Raw genomic sequence first — 14,970 nt, 5'->3', positions numbered from 1 at the left:
TTCTGTTTCATATTTCCTAAACAAAGTAAAAAGGGAGCGATGGAACTGAACCACATTCTAAAGATTGTTTAACGTTCAGTGCAACTCTATAAAGTCTCAGTTTAGGTAAGGAAAAAAGTGAATTAATGGAGGTTAAATAAGCTGTTAACGGTAAGTTTAGGTTACGTTTTCGTGAATAACATCAATAACAGTAGTCAGTATCAAGTTTTGAATTTCCTAAGATATAGCGAAGCAGGAAGTAAGGGAACTAAGTTAAGTCAATTTAGTGCAACTTCAAGCATTTTTAACTAGGATAGGAAGTAAAAAAAACGGGTCAATCTAGGGCTACTGTTATTGTTATGATCAGCTATAATTTGTATATTCTCTACAATTTTTACAAATAAATGATCAAAGTAACAGGCATTATTAAATATCAAGATATTGGTGTTGGTGTATGGACATTGGTGAGTGAAAGTGGCGAGACTTACGAGTTATATCAACCTTCGGAAAATCTCCGCCAAGATGGCTTAAAAGTCACCTTACAAGGTAAAATTCGAGATGATATAATGTCCATGGCGATGGTGGGTCAAATATTAGAAGTACACAAGTAAATATTTTGTTATTATTTTAAAGATAAAAAAATAGTTATTTCAATAGAAATTAGCTTAGATAATTAAATTTATTAGGTTTTCTGGTACTGGCATTACAGATAAACGATTACCTTTTTTTACTAATAAAAATTCATCTTCAGAAAATCTTTCTTTTAAGGTATTTAATGAGATTATTTCGGGAAATTTTTGCTTAAATTGAACTTTTACTGTTTGCCAACGGGGATTATTGATAGTAGATTTGACATCAAAATAAGGGCTATTTTTATCAAATTGAGTAGGATCAATTATGTTTGTTTCTATTACTTCCATTAACCCAATAATACCGATATTTTTACAATTTGAGTGATAAAAAAAGGCTAAATCTCCTAATTCCATTTGTTTTAAAAAATTTCTGGCTTGATAATTTCTTATGCCATCCCAAATTGTTGTATTTTCTCTTTTTAAATCTTCAATACTATATACTTGCGGTTCAGATTTCATTAACCAGTATTTCATAATAATAATTCCAGAACATATTTTTATATCAAATTACTTTTATTAAGACTTATTTTACTATATAAATAACATAATTTATTGGATAGAAATGGCACTTAGTTTTACTGTTTGTCCATTTTTTAAATTGCCACTACTTCTTACAATTAAAGGATCTTGAGTATTTAATCCTCTCAATACTTCTATTTTACCATTTTTATTTTTACCTAAAGTTACTTGCCTTGTTATTACTTTTAAATCACTGTTTTTATCATCTAAAATAAATACCGTATTAGATAATTCATCATCATTTTTTGTACCTATTTTTAAGGCAGTTTCAGGGATAAGAATAGGCGGATTATCTTCCTTACTAAATTTTATTCTCGCTAACAAACCACTACTAATTTTTTGATCTTGATTACTTAACAAAATTTCTACGGGAATTTGCCTAGAATTGCTGTCAGCAGCTGGTGATATTCTATTAATTATACCTGTAAATTTTTGTTGAGGAAAAGCATCTAAATTCACCTCAACCGTTGCACCTAATTTTAAATTTTCTAACTCTAATTCTGATACGGCAACGGCTATTTTTATTTGGCTAAAATCTCCTATTTTAATTATTTCTCCTCCCGGTTGAATTAAGTTTCCTTCTTCTGTTAATTTTTCTAATACATAACCGTTACTTGGTGCTTTTATTTGAGTATAAGTAAGTCTTTTTTTCTCTTCTTCTATGATGGCTTTTTGACTCTTTATTCTTCCTTTTGCGGTTTCTACGGCAGCTTGTTTTACTTTTACTTGAGATTCTACGGATTTTACTGTCTGTTTTGCTGTTTGCGCTTCGGTTATGGCTAATTCTACGTCTCTTTTGGCGATCGCCCCGTCATTGTATAATTCTTCTAATCTATTAGCATCAACTTCTGCTTGTGTTAAAAGTACCATAGCTGATTTCACTTGTGCTTGGACAGAAATTACTTCCGCTTCGGCTTCAGTTACCGCCGAATTAAGAGAAATCAATTCTGCTTGCGCTTTGTATAATGATGCTTTTAAAAGGGTATCATCTAGTTGCACGATCATTTGACCTTCTTTGATGCGATCGCCAACATCTACCGTTAAATTCAATATTTGCCCTTCCGTTTGAGAACGTAAAATAACTTGTTTAAGAGGTTCACTTGTACCAATATATTCCCGTGAAGGAGTTAAAAAACCAGTGGTAACTTTAACCACATCAACTGCGGGAATTGAAGGAGTGAGGGTTTTTTGTAGTTGTTCTGGCTGTGCTTCGGTTTTTGATTCCATGAAACACCCCGTTAATGGTAATGATAATAGTAATAAACAGGTAAATTTGCCTAATGGATTTATGAAAATCATAACTTTTTTGAGATTAATTAAATAGATAAAATTTTAGTAATAAAAATCTTTGTTTTATTGTATCATGGGAATATTTATACTGGGAATTAAAACGAAGATTATGGACTTAAACTTACTATTTAATATTGCAAATATTTTTGTACTTCCATTTTGGGCATTAATAATTTTTCTTCCAAATTGGAGCATTACACAAAAAATAATGAAATCTTACCTAATATTTGTACCATTGATTTTTTTATATATTTATCTATTCATTATCAGCTTAAATCCTGAATCTATAGCTACTTTATCAAATCCGCAATTATTAGATTTAGCAAAGGTATTTAGTGAGCCCGTAGTTACTTTTGCTGGTTGGGTTCACTTTTTAGTATTAGACTTATTTTTGGGAAGATATATTTATTGGCAAGGACAAAATGAGAAAATTTGGACAATACACTCTTTAATTTTATGTTTATTTGCTGGACCTATGGGCTTTTTATCTCATATAATAACTAGAACAATTCAAACTAAATTTATGAGTAAAAATGAGACTCAATTAACTTAGTATTATCTTTAAAAATCTAACTTTGAGATAAACGTTTAACTTCTTCACCCCCTAAAAGAGATTCTGCTTCAGCTAAAAGTTGTGGTATTATCTCTTTATAAGGACTATTTACTAAACAATTAGTTAAGTCAAAATCTGCCAATTTATCAGCTTTTTGTCCGGGAAACCAATGGCCACCATTACCTAAAAGGTTATAACGCATTTTGCCATATTCTACTAAATCATAAACTAAGGCTAAATTTCGTAACCATAAAATCATCGGAATGTTAATATTACCCGGAGTTTTTTCATGGTGAGGTAAGCCTGTTTGCCATGTATTTAACCATTCTTCCCCTAAAACTTCTTTAGCTTCATTTTCGAGACGGTGAATAATGGGGGGTAATAATTCTTTCCCTTGTCCAAGTAACGGTAAAGTGTTTAAATGTTCATCAAAATCCGTTGGTTTTTGAGCGCCAATACTTAAAGTATGTACTTCTGGGCGAGACAAACAGAATAAATTATTAAAAACTAAAGGAGAAAGAGGTTGACAGAGATTAGCTAACTTTGGTGGTGATTGATACAGCATTCCGCCTTTATTTGACGGACTAATAATAAAAACACCCATATCATGACGATTAGCCTCTAAAATTGCCTCCCAATTATTTTGATAAATCCAATACCAATGTAAATTGATATAGTCAAACTCATTAGTTTGGATGGTTTTAATAATTAAATCCGTTGGCGCATGGGTAGAAAAACCGATAAATCTGACTTTTCCCTCTTTTTGTAACTTTTTCGCTTCATCTAAACAACCGCCAGATCTCATACTAGCATCAAATAATTCAGGGGTATTAATACCATGTAAACCTAATAAATCAACATAATCAAGGTTTAAATAACTCAAAGATTTATCAAAATTGGCTCGAAATATCTGACTATCTTCTTCGGGAGATATTTTAGTTTGAATAATTAATTTGTCTCTAGGAAATTTAGGTAAAATTTGCCCTAGTTGAATTTCTGATGTACCATAAAATCTAGCCGTTTCAATGTGATTAATACCTAATTCAACACTTTTTCTGATAGTTGCTTCTAAATTCTCTTGATTATCTGGGGGAATGTCTTTTAACGGTAAATCTTGCCATTTATATTGATAACGCATTCCTCCGCAAGAAAATACTGGCATTTGTAATTCCGTTTTACCAAATCGGCGATATTGCATCATAATATTTATCAGTCAGTAATAATTGATACCTAATTCTGTTAATATCTTTCTTGAATTAAAATCCATTCATAACCGTTAGCAATGCCTTGAAAATAGTCTGCCATAGTTTCAATAGGATAGGGAGTATTTCCATTTTCACCAAACCAACGTTCATAAATTTTAACAGCGCTAGGAGTATCTGTAACAACTCCTTGCATAAACTCTACGATACTATAATTAACTATATCTCGCCACTGAGATTCATCTTGAGGCAGTGTACAAGCATAAGATTCAATCATATAAGGAAATTCAGGCACAATCTCATATTTTTCTGGGTTATTACTTTGTTTTTTCAATGCCTGTAGTAAAATACCATCTCCAGCAAAACCGTCTATTTCTCCTTGTTTGAGTTTTTGCCAACCTTCTTCTTCACTTTTAACCGCCATTAGATTAGCACCTTTCGCAAACATTTTCATGGCTTTTTCATTAGTGGTATTAGGAATTACCGCAATTTTTGCACCACTAAGAGAATTATTATTAGCAAAACCACTACCTTTATTTACAATCATTTGTGTACCACTTGCGAAATAACTTGTAGAAAAGTCCACTATTTTTTCTCTTTCCCATGTTACCGTTGTTGAGCCACATTCAATGGCAATAGTACCATCTTTTATTTTTTGAAAACGATTACTAGGATCAATTTTTACCAATTCTAACTTAATGGGTTTTCCTAACTGTTTTTCCGTTTGCGCCCTAATTAACTCTAATATATCTAAAGAGTAACCAATAGGTTTTCCTTGATTATCAGCAAAAGCAAAAGGAGGCGTATCTTCACGATAACCAGCTTTTATAATTCCCGTTGCTTTAATTTGATTTAAAACTTCCCCCGCAAAAACAGGAATTTGTAACCCAAAAATAATAGAAAATGATAATCCTAGGGAAATTATTTTTTTAAACATAGTTTTTAAAATATAAAAATTAATTAGGGTTTTAAAATGGGAGTAAAATTGTTCATTATTAATTATTAATTATTAATTATTAATTATTAATTATTAATTATTCATTATTAATTATTCATTATTAATTATTCATTGTTAATGCCCAATACCAACATAGTGAAAACCAGCTTCTACTATAGCGTGACGAGGAAGAAAATTACGCCCATCAATGATTAAAGGGTTTTTCATCAATTTTTTAATTTTGGCTAAATCGAGTTTTAAAAATTCTTGCCAATCGGTGACTAATACTAAAGCGTCACAACCATCCGCTAACATTTCCACATTACTTTCGATAATCACCCCTGAAAGTCCATGACTTAAACCACTTTGAGATACGATAGGATCATAGGCTTTCACTTTAGCACCAAGACGATTCAATTCTTGAATAATGTTTAAAGCAGGTGCGTCACGCATATCATCGGTATCAGGCTTAAAGGTTAATCCCAGTAAACCAACTACTTTTCCTTTGAGAATTTTTAACTCATGTTGTAATTTTTCGATAACGATTACTCTTTGACGCTCATTAACTTTAACTGCGGCATTCATCAATTCCGTTTCATAACCATAATCATGGGCAGTATGAATCAATGCTGACACATCTTTGGGAAAACATGAACCTCCCCAACCGATACCAGCTTGTAAAAATTTACTCCCGATACGAGAATCTAAACCAATTCCTTGAGCTACTTGAGTCACATCTGCCCCTACTCGATCACAAATATTCGCTACTTCATTGATAAAACTAATTTTAGTGGCAAGAAAAGCGTTAGCGGCATATTTAATCATTTCTGCTGAACTTAAATCTGTGACAACCACAGGAACTGGTGGTAAAGTACTATCATAGGAAAAACTATGATCTACTAAAGGCTCATATAATTCCTTCATCATGGCGATCGCCTTTTCACTACTACTACCTAAGACAATACGATCTGGATTAAAGGTATCATAAACAGCACAACCTTCCCGCAAAAATTCAGGATTACTCACCACATCAAAAACAGGTGTACTTTCTGCCGACATCACAAAACCTTCCCCTAAAGTTTGGGCTTGTCGTTCCTTGAAACCATCTAACACGATCATCCGTACCCAATCCCCAGAACCAATAGGTACAGTTGACTTATTAACAATTACTTTATATTCCTCCTGAAGATTATTACCAATACCCCTTGCAACGGCTTCCACATAACGAGTATCACTTTCCCCTGTCGGTAAAGGAGGAGTGCCTACAGCAATATATAAAATTTCACCATGATTAACCCCAGCCCCTAAATCCGTAGTAAAACTTAACTTATTAGTTTTCATACAAGAGTGCATCAACTCTGATAACCCCGGCTCATAAATAGGAGATTGCCCTTGTTTCATGAGTTTAACCTTCTCTTCATTATTATCCACACAAATCACATCATGACCAATATGAGCTAAACATACACCCGTAACTAAACCGACATATCCTGTGCCAATGACACAAACACGCATAATTTTCTCCTTAATAAATTAATAATCTTTTTACCCAAAACCTATTACTTAATTCCTTGGGTGAATACCATAATTCATACAAAATTTTAATTACTTTCAATGCGACGACGAAAATCATCAATGGTGAGTTTTAAACCTTCCACCAAAGGAATAGTTGGTTGCCAATCTAAATAATGTTTTGCTTTAGTAATATCAGGTTGACGTTGTTTAGGATCATCTTCAGGTAATGGTTTGTATATCAATTCAGCATCAGGATTAACCATTTCTTGGATAGTTTGTGCTAATTGTAAAATAGTATATTCTCCCGGATTTCCCAAGTTTACAGGTCCAACATAATCGTTATTCATCAGACGCATCAACCCTTCAACTAAGTCAGAAACATAGCAAAAACTACGAGTTTGTGAGCCATCACCATATATCGTTAAAGGAATGCCTCTAAGGGCTTGGGCGACAAAATTACTAACAACTCTACCATCATTTTCCAACATTCGAGCGCCATAGGTGTTAAAAATTCGGGCTACTCTAATTTCTACTTTATGTTCACGATAATAGTCAAAAGCAAGGGTTTCCGCAACTCGTTTTCCTTCATCATAACAACTACGAATGCCGATACAATTAACGTTTCCTCGATATTCTTCGGGTTGAGGATGTACATCAGGATCTCCATAGACTTCAGAAGTAGAAGCTAATAAGAATCTAGCTTTGACTCGTTTAGCTAAACCTAGCATATTTAATGTTCCAATTACATTTACTTTTGTAGTTTTTACGGGATTAAACTGGTAATGAATAGGAGATGCAGGACAAGCTAAATGATAAATTTGATCTACTTCTAATCTGATGGGTTCTGTAATATCATGGCGAATTAACTCAAAACGAGAATTGTTAAACCATTGCTCTATATTAGTTTTATTACCAGTATAAAAATTATCTAAACATAATACTTCATGCCCTTGATTCATAAGACGATCAACAAGATGAGATCCTACAAATCCAGCACCCCCTGTAACTAAAATTCTCATATAACTTGATCTAATAATCTAAAATTAATCTATAAATTAACCTTTATTGGTCACTTTGAGCAACTTTTTTTTCTGATGAAGATTCTTGTGTCTTTAAAGTCACCACAGAAAAAACTTGAAAAAAGGTCTTGACTAATTCTTCTTTAACTTCTAAGATATTAACATCTGGATCATAATGGGATAATCTCGTCACAAATTTATTTTTGATACCGCAAGGAATAATTTGATCAAAACCAGATAAGTCGCAACAAACATTCAAAGCGAAGCCGTGCATAGTAATCCAGCGTTTAACTTTAATACCAATAGCGGCGATTTTTTCATCATTAACCCAGACTCCTGTTAAGCCATTGATTCTTTGACCTTTTACATCATATTGTGCTAATAATTGGATAATTACTTCTTCTAATTGCCTCAAATACCAGTGCAAATCTTGTTGATAATAATATAAATTTAAAATGGGATAAACTACTATTTGTCCGTCACAGTGAAATGTTACTTCTCCGCCTCTTTCTGTCCGATATATTTCCCCTGAAAAGTTATTTAGGTCAAATTTGAGGTTATCCAGAGTTGAGCCTGTGCCTAAAGTATAAACAGTGGGATGTTCAACTAATAATAATTTATCAGGTAATTCGGGATTTTTAAGTCTTTCTTTGACTAATTTTTGTTGATATTCCCAAGCAATTTTATAAGGTACTAATCCTAAATCTTCTACTTCAATTACACGAGAATTAGCGATTTTATTATGTTTGGTTTTATTGATAATTTTTGGTTTCATTTTCCCTCAATTTGGGAATGTTATCTCTTGAAAATTTAGTTATAAATAGGTAAATTTAGGGTAAATTCAGGTAAGATATTTTCTCCTGATAAAATAGCAGGTAAAAAGACTATTTCTGTGGTTTGATTAGGGCGATAAATTTCTACTTCTTGTTTTTGAGGATTGATTAACCAACCTAGTTGTAAACCACTTTCTAAATATTCTTTCATCTTTTCTTGTAAAGGTTTTAAAGAGTCAGTTTTAGAGCGTAATTCTATGACAAAATCAGGACAAATAGGGGGAAATTTTTCTTGTTGCGGCAATGTTAATTTTTGCCAATTTTCTAGTTTAATATAAGCGACATCTGGCGATCGTTTAGCACCATTTTGTAAGCAAAAAATAGTAGATGAGCTAAAAACAATACCTAATTTCTTGTCATTATTCCATAACCATAATAAACTGATTAAATCAGCTTCTCTTTTTCCGCTTAATCCACCAATGGGAGGCATAATTATTAATTCTCCTTGTTTATTTATTTCTAAATTCCAATGAGGATTTACTTGACATAAACTATAAAATTGATCATCAGTGATGCCGACATTTTCTAAGTTTAAAATTACTGTATCCATATTATTTTGCCCCTAAATCCCCAAGTTTGGGGACTTTTATTACTAATTGATTAAACTCTATCCTCGATGACTTTATCGATTAAACCGTATTCAAGGGCTTCTTGAGCAGACATGAAATAATCTCTATCGGTATCTTTAGCAATTTTTTCGATAGTTTGCCCAGTGTGAAAAGCCATCATACCATTTAACTCATCTTTAAGGCGTAGGATTTCCTTCGCTTCGATTTCAATATCAGTGGCTTGTGTTCTTCCTTGAACTCCCCCTGATGGTTGATGTATCATAATGCGAGAATGAGGTAAGGCTAAACGTTTACCCTTTGCACCTGCCGTTAATAAAAATGCACCCATAGAAGCAGCTAAACCTACACAAATAGTCACAACTTCCGATTTTATATGTTGCATGGTGTCATAAATGGCTAATCCTGCTGTTACCGAACCACCGGGTGAGTTAATATAAAGGTAAATCGGTTTATTATTGTCTTCGGAGTCGAGATATAACATCACCGCAATAATTTGGTTGGCTAAACTATCATTAACCCCCCTACCTAAAAAGATAATGCGCTCACGGTAAAGGCGATCATAAATATTTACCCAGTCGCTGTAAGGTTGTCCGGGTGCTTGATATGGAACTCTAGGTACTCCAATAGGCATATTTTTTATGTCTTGATTTTGTTAAGGTTAATAGTGTGTGAGTTGGAAGTTAGTTAACAAAGTAAATATTTAATTGTTAGCTAATAGCGGCTAAAGGTACAGGTAAATCTTTACTGCTTTCTAAAACTCTATCAATAATGCCATATTCTTTGGCTTGTTGGGGATTCATATAGAACATCCGATCTGTATCTTTCTCTATTTTCTGGACGGGTTGCCCTGTCTTATCAGCAAGAATATTAAGCATTACTCTTTTATTGACAATGACTTCTTTTGCCCGAATTTGAATATCCGTAGCTTGTCCTTGCGCTCCTTGTCTAGCTTGATGGAGAATAATACTAGCATGGGGAAGACTTGCTCGACAGCCTTTTGAGCCTGATGCTAAAATCATCGCTGCTGTACCCATTGCTTGACCTAAACAGATAGTATGTACAGGAGGCTTGATATAACTAATGGTGTCACAAATAGCAAAGGCTTCTGTTTCAAAACCAATGGAATCTCCTCCATACCATGATGTACCTGTAGAGTTAATATACAGATAAATTGGTTTCTCTGGATCATCAAATTGCAAAAATAATAGTTGTGCAATAATTAATTCCGTTACATCTATCCCTAATTGATCTTTATACTCGTCAGGGGATACTAATGGCAATCCTAAATAAACAATTCTTTCTTTTAACAACAAAGATGGTAAATCAGGAGGTGGGGTGCGATAATAAGCATCTCCTCGATAGGGCGCACTTACAGCTTGAATTGGTGAATTCATGTTCTTTTTAGTCCTAACTGAGCTTAATTAATACTTATTTTGATTGTTACATAATCTCGTTACTATGTACATTTACGGATGATTCTACTTCCTCAATCAGTGTTAACTAAATTTCCCTGTTAATGCTATGTTAATTTATATGAAATAATCTTAAGTTTAAACTAAAAAGGTCTATCAACAATGAATTTTGAGATTCCCCAAACTATTAAAACATGGTCACAATTCGGACATCCTATTCTAATGTGGGTGTTATTTGCCACCGCCATTTATGCTTTATATTTAGGCATCAAAGTAAAACGCACTCGTCAAGCCGATAAAGAAGTTAGAAAAGAATTAATTAAAGGTAATTTTATCCAGCGTCATCATCAAGTAGGCTCACTTTTTATGGCTTTGGTAGTTTTAGGTACTATCGGCGGTATGACAGTTACTTATATTAATAATGGTAAATTATTCGTTGGTCCTCACCTCTTAGCTGGTTTAGTTATGATGGCAATGGTTGTAATTTCTGCTTCTTTAGTACCTTATATGCAGAAAGGTAACGCTTTCGCTAGATTTACTCATGTTGGTATTAATATGAGTATGCTTTTAGTTTTCGGGTGGCAAGCATTTACAGGCATTGAAATTCTACAACGCATTATCAGTAAATTATAGTTATTCTTTGTTTGCTGAAAAAATTTCCCCAAAATATCATATTGTTAATTTTTCAAAGATTTTGATAGCTATCTAGTATTGTTTTTAATCTTCTAAAATCTTCTGGTTTGTGGGTTGCCATGACAGAAAAACGAAGACGACTCGTTGGCACTGTGGGAGGACGAATAGCAGGAACAAAAAAACCGTTCTCTTTGAGTTTTAAGCTGAATTTAACTGCATCTTCAGCATTTTTTGACTTTAAACATATAATAGCTGATTCTGACGGCATAAAGCTCATTTTAAACGAATTTAGCTCCTGTTTTAATAATTTTATATTCTCCCATAGTTGTCGTCGTCTCTGGGGTTCTTCTTGTATTATCTCAATGGCTTTTAATGCTGCTCCAGCATCGGCTGGGGATAAACCCGTAGTATAAATCCATGTCTGACAACGATTCTTCAAAAAATTGATTAAAACTTCGCTACCTGCCACATAACCCCCTAAACTTCCCATGGCTTTGCTTAATGTCCCTATTTCAATAATATTCTCTCCTTTTACCTCAAAATGCTCTAAACATCCCCCCCCAGTTTTGCCCATCACTCCCGTAGCGTGTGCTTCATCTATCAGTAACCAACAATCATATTTATTGGCGATCGCCATCATTTCAGGTAAAGGGCATAAATCACCATCCATACTAAAAACAGTATCGGTAATAATCAAACAATGACGATAATTATGACGATTTTTGACTAATTTTTCCTCTAATTCAGCACAATTGCAATGTTTATATTCTATTATCTGAGCTTGACTTAATTTTGCTCCATTTTTCAAGCTAGAATGATTATATTCGTCAGAAAAAATTAAATCTTTTTGATTGACTAAAGAGGCAATTACCCCTATATTAGCCGTATAACCTGAACTAAATACTAAGGCTTTTTCAGTGTTTTTCCATGATGCGATCGCATTTTCTAAATTTTCATGTAACTGACGATGTCCACTTACTAATCTTGAGCCTGTAGCACCAGTACCAAATTCTTGTATAGCTTGGATAGCAGCATTCATTAAACGTTTATCACAAGCCAATCCGAGATAATCATTACTTGCAAAGTTAACTAATTTTTCCCCTTCTAAATCAATTATTGCACCGCATAACCCGGTAATGGTTTTTTCTTGACGATACCAATTAGCCCGTTTTATGGTATCTAATGATTTAGATAAATATTGAGAAAGAGACATAAGCAACGAATAATTAATAATTAAACAGAGATTTTTTAAACATCACAACCAAATATAAACTATCAACTAAGATTATGTATTTATTAATTCCAGCAGCAGGAATGGGAAAAAGAATGGGAAGTAATCAGAATAAATTATTACTCAAACTCAAAGAAAAACCCTTATTATCATGGACATTAAAAGCCGCTAATGAGGCAAAAAGTATCAAATGGATTGGTATTATCGGACAAAGTTACGATTTTCCTTTATTTACTGACATTATCGCCCACATTAACCCGTCAAAACCAGTAAAATTAATTCAAGGTGGAGATACTCGACAACAATCAGTTTATAACGGTTTACAAGCCTTACCTCCAACCGCCGAAAAAGTTTTAATTCATGATGGCGCTCGATGTTTAGCCACTCCTGATTTATTTAATCGTTGTGCCGAAACTTTGTTACACTCTCAAGCATTAATAGCGGCTATTCCTGTTAAAGATACCATCAAAGTAGTTAACTCGAATTTAATCGTCAAAGATACTCCTCCAAGAGAGAATTTATGGGCAGCACAAACTCCTCAAGGTTTTGATGTAAAATTATTGAAAGAATGTCATCAAAAAGGACTTAATTTAGGTTGGGAAGTTACCGACGATGCCGCATTACTCGAAAAATGTGGTTTTCCTGTACAAATAGTCAATGGTGAAGAAACAAATCTTAAAGTAACTACTCCTATTGATTTAACTATCGCTGAATTTATTTTAAAATAATCATTTTATTAACTTAAATTCTCCAATATCTATTTTCCTATTTGTTATTCTAAAAAAAAAGATAGACTTTAATCTGTTAAACCGTGTTTTAAAGCAAATCTAACTAATTCAGTGCGACTATTTGTACCAGTTTTACTAAAAAGACGACTAACATATTTTTCTACATTTCTTACGCTAGTTTCTAAGGTTTTCGCAATTTCCTTATTCATTAAACCTTGGGCTACTAAATCTAACACACTTTGCTCTCTTGGTGTTAAATCAATGGGAATTGGTGATTCGGTTATGGTAAACTTATTACTATTTTCTAGTTTTTCTTTAATATCCTTTAAATCTTTTACCAACTCATTTAACTGAGTATTATTACCAATATTATCTTTTTCTTTTCTTTTTTTCTCTAGTAAATTTCTCACCATCGCTTCTAACTCATCTGCATCAAAAGGTTTCGGCAAATATCCATCACATCCTGCTGTGTATCCCTCTATGCGATCGCCAGTCATTCCTTTAGCTGTCAAAAAAACTACAGGAATATTATTAAAACGGACATCTTCTTTCAATTGTGTTAAAAATTGTAATCCGTTAACTTCAGGCATCATAATATCAGAAATAATTAAATCAGGGGTTTCTTTTTGCAACTTCTCCCATGCTTCTTTTACATTACTAGCTACATCAACTTGCCAATTTTCGTTATAGTCTAAATATGCTTGTACCGATTCTCTAATACCCGGTTCATCATCAACTAACAATATTTTTTCTTTTTCCACTTCTAACATAAAGATTAATAATAAATTAAAGTAAAAGTTTATAATTATTTTAATATAGTAATCATACTATGTGAGTTGTAAAATTTGTAGAGATCTTAACTATTTATCCTTCACAAATTATTGTAGATTGCTATAGTTTGTTATCCAATTTTTATTATATTAATCTATGACAACTTATTGGCATTTATCCCAAAACCATTTAAACTTATTAGAAACTTGTCCTCCACAATTTCAAAAAAGTTATGTACAACAATTAAAATCACCTCTTAATTTAGCACAAGAAGAAACAACACAACGGGGTAAATTATTTCACTTATTTATACAACAATATAATTTAGGTTTACCGATAGCAAATATATTAATAGAACACGAAGAATTTAAAAACTCAGTTAATAGTTTAATTACTGCAACTAAAGATATATTAACTTCTCCAGATATTTTAGACAAAAAAATTGAATATCAACTAAATTATAATTTCAATAATTATTGTTTTACAGCAGTATATGATTTAATAATGTTTTATCCTAGTAAAGTTTCTATTTTTGATTGGAAAACTTACTCAGCACCTAAAGATAAAAATAAATTAATTAATGATTGGCAAACAAGATTATATCTCTACATATTAGCAGAGAAACTAAACTATAAACCCCATCAAATTTCCTTTACTTATTGGTTTATAAAACTACCGAATAAAATTGAAACATTTACGATAAAATATAACAAAAAAAAACACGAAAAAACGAAACAGGATTTAATAAAAATTTTAGAAAAACTTGAAAATTTAACTGACGAATATATTAATAATAACATAGATTTTTCTCATCACAATAACTGTCACGATTGTCCTTATAAAAATGAATTTCTAACTTTAATAAAAAACCCTGATTTAGATCATCAAATTCCCTATTCTTTACAACAAATCAACAGTATAACCTACATTCCGCATATTTCAATAGAATACTAAAATAGATACACAAAAAAAACATTATTTAATAATGTAAACTTACAGATTGTCATATTACTTTCATCCTAGGAAACAAAAAATTTCTCACAAGATTAGTTAAAATAATTTTGATTATTTAATTATCAGTTTTTTCTTGATAAATGACACAACAAATCACTATCAAAAATTTAGATCATCTTGGATTAATAGCAGG

17 protein-coding genes are annotated in these 14,970 nt (G+C 32.3%); 5 read left to right on the top strand and 12 right to left on the bottom strand.

Features of this window, described 5'->3' with window-relative positions; translation table 11 throughout:
* Nucleotides 1–383: 383 nt before the first annotated feature.
* Complete coding sequence (locus ACEW8E_RS04690) at nucleotides 384–590, top strand: hypothetical protein (protein WP_373479183.1); 207 nt, start codon at nucleotides 384–386, stop codon at nucleotides 588–590.
* 54 nt (nucleotides 591–644) lie between these two features.
* Here ACEW8E_RS04690 and ACEW8E_RS04685 read toward each other — a convergent pair whose 3' ends face one another.
* Complete coding sequence (locus ACEW8E_RS04685; RefSeq protein ID WP_373479182.1) at nucleotides 645–1,085, bottom strand: EVE domain-containing protein; 441 nt, start codon at nucleotides 1,083–1,085, stop codon at nucleotides 645–647.
* Nucleotides 1,086–1,160: 75 nt separating this feature from the next.
* Complete coding sequence (locus ACEW8E_RS04680; RefSeq protein ID WP_373479181.1) at nucleotides 1,161–2,357, bottom strand: efflux RND transporter periplasmic adaptor subunit; 1,197 nt, start codon at nucleotides 2,355–2,357, stop codon at nucleotides 1,161–1,163.
* Nucleotides 2,358–2,529: 172 nt separating this feature from the next.
* Here ACEW8E_RS04680 and ACEW8E_RS04675 point away from each other — a divergent pair, with 172 nt between their 5' ends.
* Nucleotides 2,530–2,973: an ABA4-like family protein gene (locus tag ACEW8E_RS04675; protein ID WP_373479180.1), complete on the top strand. Its 444-nt coding sequence runs from the start codon at nucleotides 2,530–2,532 to the stop codon at nucleotides 2,971–2,973.
* A 16-nt stretch (nucleotides 2,974–2,989) separates the two neighbouring features.
* Here ACEW8E_RS04675 and ACEW8E_RS04670 read toward each other — a convergent pair whose 3' ends face one another.
* From ACEW8E_RS04670 to ACEW8E_RS04635, 8 genes are all read right to left on the bottom strand, one after another.
* A complete protein-coding gene (locus ACEW8E_RS04670) occupies nucleotides 2,990–4,171 on the bottom strand; it encodes an aldo/keto reductase (RefSeq protein WP_373479202.1) in 1,182 nt (393 codons plus the stop codon).
* A gap of 41 nt (nucleotides 4,172–4,212) precedes the next feature.
* Nucleotides 4,213–5,112 carry an amino acid ABC transporter substrate-binding protein gene (locus ACEW8E_RS04665; protein WP_373479179.1) on the bottom strand — a complete coding sequence of 300 codons (900 nt, stop codon included), beginning with the start codon at nucleotides 5,110–5,112 and terminating at the stop codon, nucleotides 4,213–4,215.
* 135 nt (nucleotides 5,113–5,247) lie between these two features.
* Entirely contained in the window at nucleotides 5,248–6,627 is a 1,380-nt protein-coding gene (locus ACEW8E_RS04660) for a UDP-glucose/GDP-mannose dehydrogenase family protein (RefSeq protein ID WP_373479178.1), read from the bottom strand.
* A gap of 86 nt (nucleotides 6,628–6,713) precedes the next feature.
* A complete protein-coding gene (locus ACEW8E_RS04655; RefSeq protein ID WP_373479177.1) occupies nucleotides 6,714–7,646 on the bottom strand; it encodes a UDP-glucuronic acid decarboxylase family protein in 933 nt (310 codons plus the stop codon).
* Nucleotides 7,647–7,689: 43 nt separating this feature from the next.
* The gene (lipB, locus tag ACEW8E_RS04650; protein WP_373479176.1) at nucleotides 7,690–8,421 is read right to left on the bottom strand and encodes a lipoyl(octanoyl) transferase LipB; all 732 of its coding nucleotides are present in this window, start codon (nucleotides 8,419–8,421) and stop codon (nucleotides 7,690–7,692) included.
* A 35-nt stretch (nucleotides 8,422–8,456) separates the two neighbouring features.
* Nucleotides 8,457–9,029, bottom strand: a complete 573-nt coding sequence (locus tag ACEW8E_RS04645; RefSeq protein WP_373479175.1) for a Uma2 family endonuclease — start codon at nucleotides 9,027–9,029, stop codon at nucleotides 8,457–8,459.
* 50 nt (nucleotides 9,030–9,079) lie between these two features.
* Nucleotides 9,080–9,679 (bottom strand): ATP-dependent Clp protease proteolytic subunit, encoded by a 600-nt coding sequence (locus ACEW8E_RS04640; RefSeq protein WP_373479174.1) that lies wholly within the window; start codon nucleotides 9,677–9,679, stop codon nucleotides 9,080–9,082.
* A gap of 76 nt (nucleotides 9,680–9,755) precedes the next feature.
* Nucleotides 9,756–10,442 carry an ATP-dependent Clp protease proteolytic subunit gene (locus tag ACEW8E_RS04635; protein ID WP_373479173.1) on the bottom strand — a complete coding sequence of 229 codons (687 nt, stop codon included), beginning with the start codon at nucleotides 10,440–10,442 and terminating at the stop codon, nucleotides 9,756–9,758.
* Nucleotides 10,443–10,622: 180 nt separating this feature from the next.
* Between ACEW8E_RS04635 and ACEW8E_RS04630 the strand changes: the two genes are divergently transcribed.
* Nucleotides 10,623–11,093, top strand: a complete 471-nt coding sequence (locus tag ACEW8E_RS04630) for a DUF4079 domain-containing protein (protein WP_373479172.1) — start codon at nucleotides 10,623–10,625, stop codon at nucleotides 11,091–11,093.
* 52 nt (nucleotides 11,094–11,145) lie between these two features.
* On the opposite strand, the gene bioF is transcribed toward ACEW8E_RS04630, so the two are convergent.
* Nucleotides 11,146–12,306, bottom strand: a complete 1,161-nt coding sequence (bioF, locus tag ACEW8E_RS04625) for an 8-amino-7-oxononanoate synthase (RefSeq protein ID WP_373479171.1) — start codon at nucleotides 12,304–12,306, stop codon at nucleotides 11,146–11,148.
* 74 nt (nucleotides 12,307–12,380) lie between these two features.
* Between bioF and ispD the strand changes: the two genes are divergently transcribed.
* Nucleotides 12,381–13,052 (top strand): 2-C-methyl-D-erythritol 4-phosphate cytidylyltransferase, encoded by a 672-nt coding sequence (gene ispD, locus ACEW8E_RS04620; RefSeq protein WP_373479170.1) that lies wholly within the window; start codon nucleotides 12,381–12,383, stop codon nucleotides 13,050–13,052.
* 68 nt (nucleotides 13,053–13,120) lie between these two features.
* On the opposite strand, the gene ACEW8E_RS04615 is transcribed toward ispD, so the two are convergent.
* Entirely contained in the window at nucleotides 13,121–13,822 is a 702-nt protein-coding gene (locus ACEW8E_RS04615) for a response regulator transcription factor (protein WP_373479169.1), read from the bottom strand.
* 157 nt (nucleotides 13,823–13,979) lie between these two features.
* Here ACEW8E_RS04615 and ACEW8E_RS04610 point away from each other — a divergent pair, with 157 nt between their 5' ends.
* Nucleotides 13,980–14,777 carry a PD-(D/E)XK nuclease family protein gene (locus tag ACEW8E_RS04610; RefSeq protein ID WP_373479168.1) on the top strand — a complete coding sequence of 266 codons (798 nt, stop codon included), beginning with the start codon at nucleotides 13,980–13,982 and terminating at the stop codon, nucleotides 14,775–14,777.
* Nucleotides 14,778–14,970: the final 193 nt, after the last annotated feature.

This window comes from Geminocystis sp. (genome assembly GCF_041753295.1).
In the GTDB taxonomy this organism is placed as follows: Bacteria; Cyanobacteriota; Cyanobacteriia; order Cyanobacteriales; family Cyanobacteriaceae; genus Geminocystis.
This window is presented reverse-complemented; position numbering and strand designations above follow the sequence as displayed.